The 3,346-nt window shown below is 33.4% G+C and carries 4 protein-coding genes and 2 pseudogenes; 3 read left to right on the top strand and 3 right to left on the bottom strand.

Going from position 1 to position 3,346, the window contains the following annotated elements; all coding sequences use genetic code 11:
* The 3 genes from Sarmat_RS06275 to Sarmat_RS06265 form a co-directional block, all read left to right on the top strand.
* The coding region (locus Sarmat_RS06275; RefSeq protein WP_279611763.1) for a transposase family protein at positions 1-204 on the top strand (204 nt) is incomplete at its 5' end.
* 42 nt (positions 205-246) lie between these two features.
* The gene (locus Sarmat_RS06270; RefSeq protein ID WP_202149913.1) at positions 247-405 is read left to right on the top strand and encodes a hypothetical protein; all 159 of its coding nucleotides are present in this window, start codon (positions 247-249) and stop codon (positions 403-405) included.
* A 24-nt stretch (positions 406-429) separates the two neighbouring features.
* Positions 430-702, top strand: a complete 273-nt coding sequence (locus Sarmat_RS06265) for a hypothetical protein (RefSeq protein ID WP_202149912.1) — start codon at positions 430-432, stop codon at positions 700-702.
* 276 nt (positions 703-978) lie between these two features.
* On the opposite strand, the gene Sarmat_RS06260 is transcribed toward Sarmat_RS06265, so the two are convergent.
* The 3 genes and pseudogenes from Sarmat_RS06260 to Sarmat_RS07485 form a co-directional block, all read right to left on the bottom strand.
* On the bottom strand, positions 979-2,139 hold the full coding sequence (locus Sarmat_RS06260; RefSeq protein WP_202149911.1) for a hypothetical protein: 1,161 nt from the start codon (positions 2,137-2,139) through the stop codon (positions 979-981).
* 530 nt (positions 2,140-2,669) lie between these two features.
* Positions 2,670-3,069: pseudogene (locus Sarmat_RS07490) on the bottom strand (transposase); the annotation flags it as partial.
* A 137-nt stretch (positions 3,070-3,206) separates the two neighbouring features.
* A pseudogene (locus Sarmat_RS07485) lies at positions 3,207-3,346 on the bottom strand (IS5/IS1182 family transposase); the annotation flags it as partial.

Raw genomic sequence — 3,346 nt, 5'->3', positions numbered from 1 at the left:
TTAACTTACTGGCAAAAGAAATACAACCATATTGTATCTAAGAGGCGGATCAAGGTTGAGAATATTATTGCAGAGCTAAAGAATTTTCGTATTTTATCTCATAGATATCGCAATAAGCGTAGGGGTTATAATCTAAAGTTTAATATTGTTGCTGGAATTGTTAATTTCAAAAATGATTTCGTTAATAAATTACTTGCCGCTTGATGGTAAAATAGACCTCTTTCGAAACTCGCTCATGATGAGCAAATGCGAGGAGTATACGAAGTACAGAGCCGCAGCGTACATGAAGTACGTGAGGACTTGCGCATCGACAGCGTCGCCACAGTTGCCATCAGGAGCGAGTTTCGAAAGAGGTCTAATAATCACGAACAACCTTCTTCACCCTTCACATTGGCTAATTGTTAATTAAATACTTACGCAAGAGGTCTCATGGCTAAGCTATTGGTTAAAGACGATAAATACGACAAGAAAGGGTTACTGTTTGCGCTTTTTAAGGCTGATCCTGAGTTGCTCAAACATGTGTACCACTTTGATAAGGTGCAAAAGAAAGGGTTTGGCTCCTTTGTGCTAAAAAACCCGCCACGCCAGCCTGCCGTTTCTTTCAAAGAATTTGTGACTGAAGATGTGGTGCAGCTGCTCTCAAATCTCATGATGAAGAGCAAAATGACAAAGTGCGTGGATAATATTTATGACTACCAATAACAATAGCCACTGGCCCACTTCCATCAATAGAAGCTTTTAAGCAAAAACTATCTTTATTTAATTCAATTAACAAAAATCACTCCTTTGATCTGATGTGCAAAAAGCATAACATTAAAAACATAAGCTCTACTACTATAAATTATTAAAAAAATCTGAGATCAAGTTAGAATTTAAACGCGAACAATTTAAATTTTGATTACAGACTTAACTACGTGTTGTTGGAACTGAACAACTAGCAAGTAATAATGTGCTTGTTCGTAGCCCAAAATCTATATACTATTTTGTGACTATAATAATATAAGCACTATTTTTTTCTTTTTTAAATTGAATATCATATTTATCTTTTATGTTATTATGATCTGGTTCAATCTCTAATATAGGGGTGCCTTTTATATTATGTGTTGATAATATGAGTGGTATTTTCTTTCCTAAAAAAATTTCTGGAATTTGTTCACATGTAGGCTGAATCTTTAATATTGTATGAGTTAAATCAACATCACCATCTATTTTAAAATAACCTTTATCCTTTTCTAGATTTAAAACATAAAGAATTGACTTTGGCTTAAATTCTACGTTCTTTAATGTTGCAATGCTATTATTGGGTGCGCTAGATTGGCCAGATGCACAACACTGATCTTCTGCTTGAAGAGAAATATTATTGTTGATTAATGATTTTTTTTGACACTCAATAGATGAATTTCCAAAAAAACTAATAGATGCTTTTGAATGAGGCAATAGTTCTCTTGCAAAAACATTAGAATTATACAAATACAAAGGTCCTTCAATTAGTAATCCTTTGTCAAATTTTTTTTTATCGAAAGAAAGATCTGCATCATTCAAATAAATATCAGATTTCATTAATTCACAGAATGAACACACTATACTTTTTTTAATAGAAATTTTTGTCGGAATGATATTTTTTACATAATCATGTGTCAAAGTCGTAAATAAATTAATTTTACGAAGGTTAACCCCGACAGTTAAAACGCCTATATGCGAGTTACTTTCCAAAATCACATGATTATGTGCAATATAAAGAGGCATTTGTAAACTTGGAGGAAGCGTTACATTTAACTCTTTGTTGTTCCTGTTATCTACAAAGACAGCAACCTCTTTTCCAGTAATTTTAGAGATTTGTAGCTTGAATTGAGACAATTCATCCAATGAAAATTTAGGATTAGTTTCGAGTTGATCGAATAACCCTACGAATTCTATCTTTTGAAGTAATCTGTCGCTGAATGATGTGCGCTTCCCGTCGTCTAATGCATTTGTATACGAAGAAAAAAGAGTTTCTGGTCCTATTCTATTTGTTTTTGCATCAAGATAAAAAATATAATCATAGGGGTCTCCTTGATTGTTACTTTCTTTTTTCTGGCAAGCAACAAAATTTAACTGTAAAAATAAAAGTAAAAAAGTGAAAATTTTTTTTATTATCATAATATTTTAAAAATCCTTATAAAGGATAATTTTTAAATTTGAAAAAATTGTATTATAATTATCAATTTAAATCTAGAGGCAACATTTTTTAATACAAATTTGATAAAATATTCCATACAATATTTAGAACGAATTTGTAAAGTGTCTAACTGAAAATTTCAAAATATAATTTTAATCCAGCAACAGAACCAAAAATTTATCAGAGAATGGTAGATTTCAAACCTAAAAAATACGGATCAAGTGACAGAGATGGCCCATCACTAAAATTCACAGGCATGCGATATAGCAAATGTACGCCATTAAAGCGCGGTAATTGCTTGAGGTATTCCCACATCAGAATGGATTTTAGATCATAGAGTTCAAGGCTTGCGGAGCGCACCAATGGCAAAGATTGGCTGGCACCTAAAACAAATGAGGCTCCCTTAATCGGTCTGATCTAAAAAGCATCTTTTAAAGATGTTCTTATATCAATCACCGTTCGTGGCAGGCTATTTGCCCCATGATTTCATTAGACCTCTTTCGAAACTCATTTATACTAGCTCCATGTTATAAATAACTGCAATCAAATTGAATCTGAGGCAAAACCTTTTTCGTCTGTTTCTATATTTGTCAGATATGATTTTAAATCGTTTAATCATGCCGATAACATTTTCATTAACCACTCTTTCACTGGCAAGCTCTTGATTCTTCTCCTTATCCTCTTTTGTTAACGGGTTTTTCTTAGTCTTCTTTCTTGGTAATTCAGATTTGCTATGCAGCTTTTGTATGCCTTGATATCCAGTGTCAGTAATGAACCTTTATATCAGAATTTATCTTTGTTCTCGACTCTTTAAATAGCCTAAAATCATGCCGCTTACCATTTGCAAAAGCAGTGCATATTACTTGTTTCATCTTCTTATCGACAACAACTTGGGTTTTTAATAGACCTCTTTCGAAACTCGCTCAATTAAGAGCAAATACGAGGAGTATACCGAAGCACAGAGCCGCAGCGTACATGAAGTACGTGAGGACTTGCGCATCGACAGCGTCGCCACAGTTGCCATCAGGAGTAGAGTTAGGAAAGAGGTCTATTGGCGTTTCTGTTGTATCTATTAGTATAACTTCATATTCCATATCGCTTCTAAGTAATGCCTTGCGACCAGGCAAAGCAAAATCAGGATGTTTGATTAGCGTATCTTCTATCCACTTAATTCCTTTGTAACAGGAA

It is taken from the genome of Candidatus Sarmatiella mevalonica, assembly GCF_016751895.1.
Classification (GTDB): Bacteria; Pseudomonadota; Alphaproteobacteria; order Rickettsiales; family Rickettsiaceae; genus Sarmatiella; species Sarmatiella mevalonica.
Note: the sequence above shows the minus strand (reverse complement) of the source record. Positions and strands in the feature narration are given on the sequence as shown.

Bases quoted from the DNA above. Each gene is read 5' to 3' on its own strand.
- Sarmat_RS06260 (WP_202149911.1), bottom strand. From the start codon at position 2,139: ATGATAATAAAAAAAATTTTCACTTTTTTACTTTTATTTTTACAGTTA.
- Sarmat_RS06270 (WP_202149913.1), top strand. From the start codon at position 247: ATGCGAGGAGTATACGAAGTACAGAGCCGCAGCGTACATGAAGTACGT.
- Sarmat_RS06265 (WP_202149912.1), top strand. From the start codon at position 430: ATGGCTAAGCTATTGGTTAAAGACGATAAATACGACAAGAAAGGGTTA.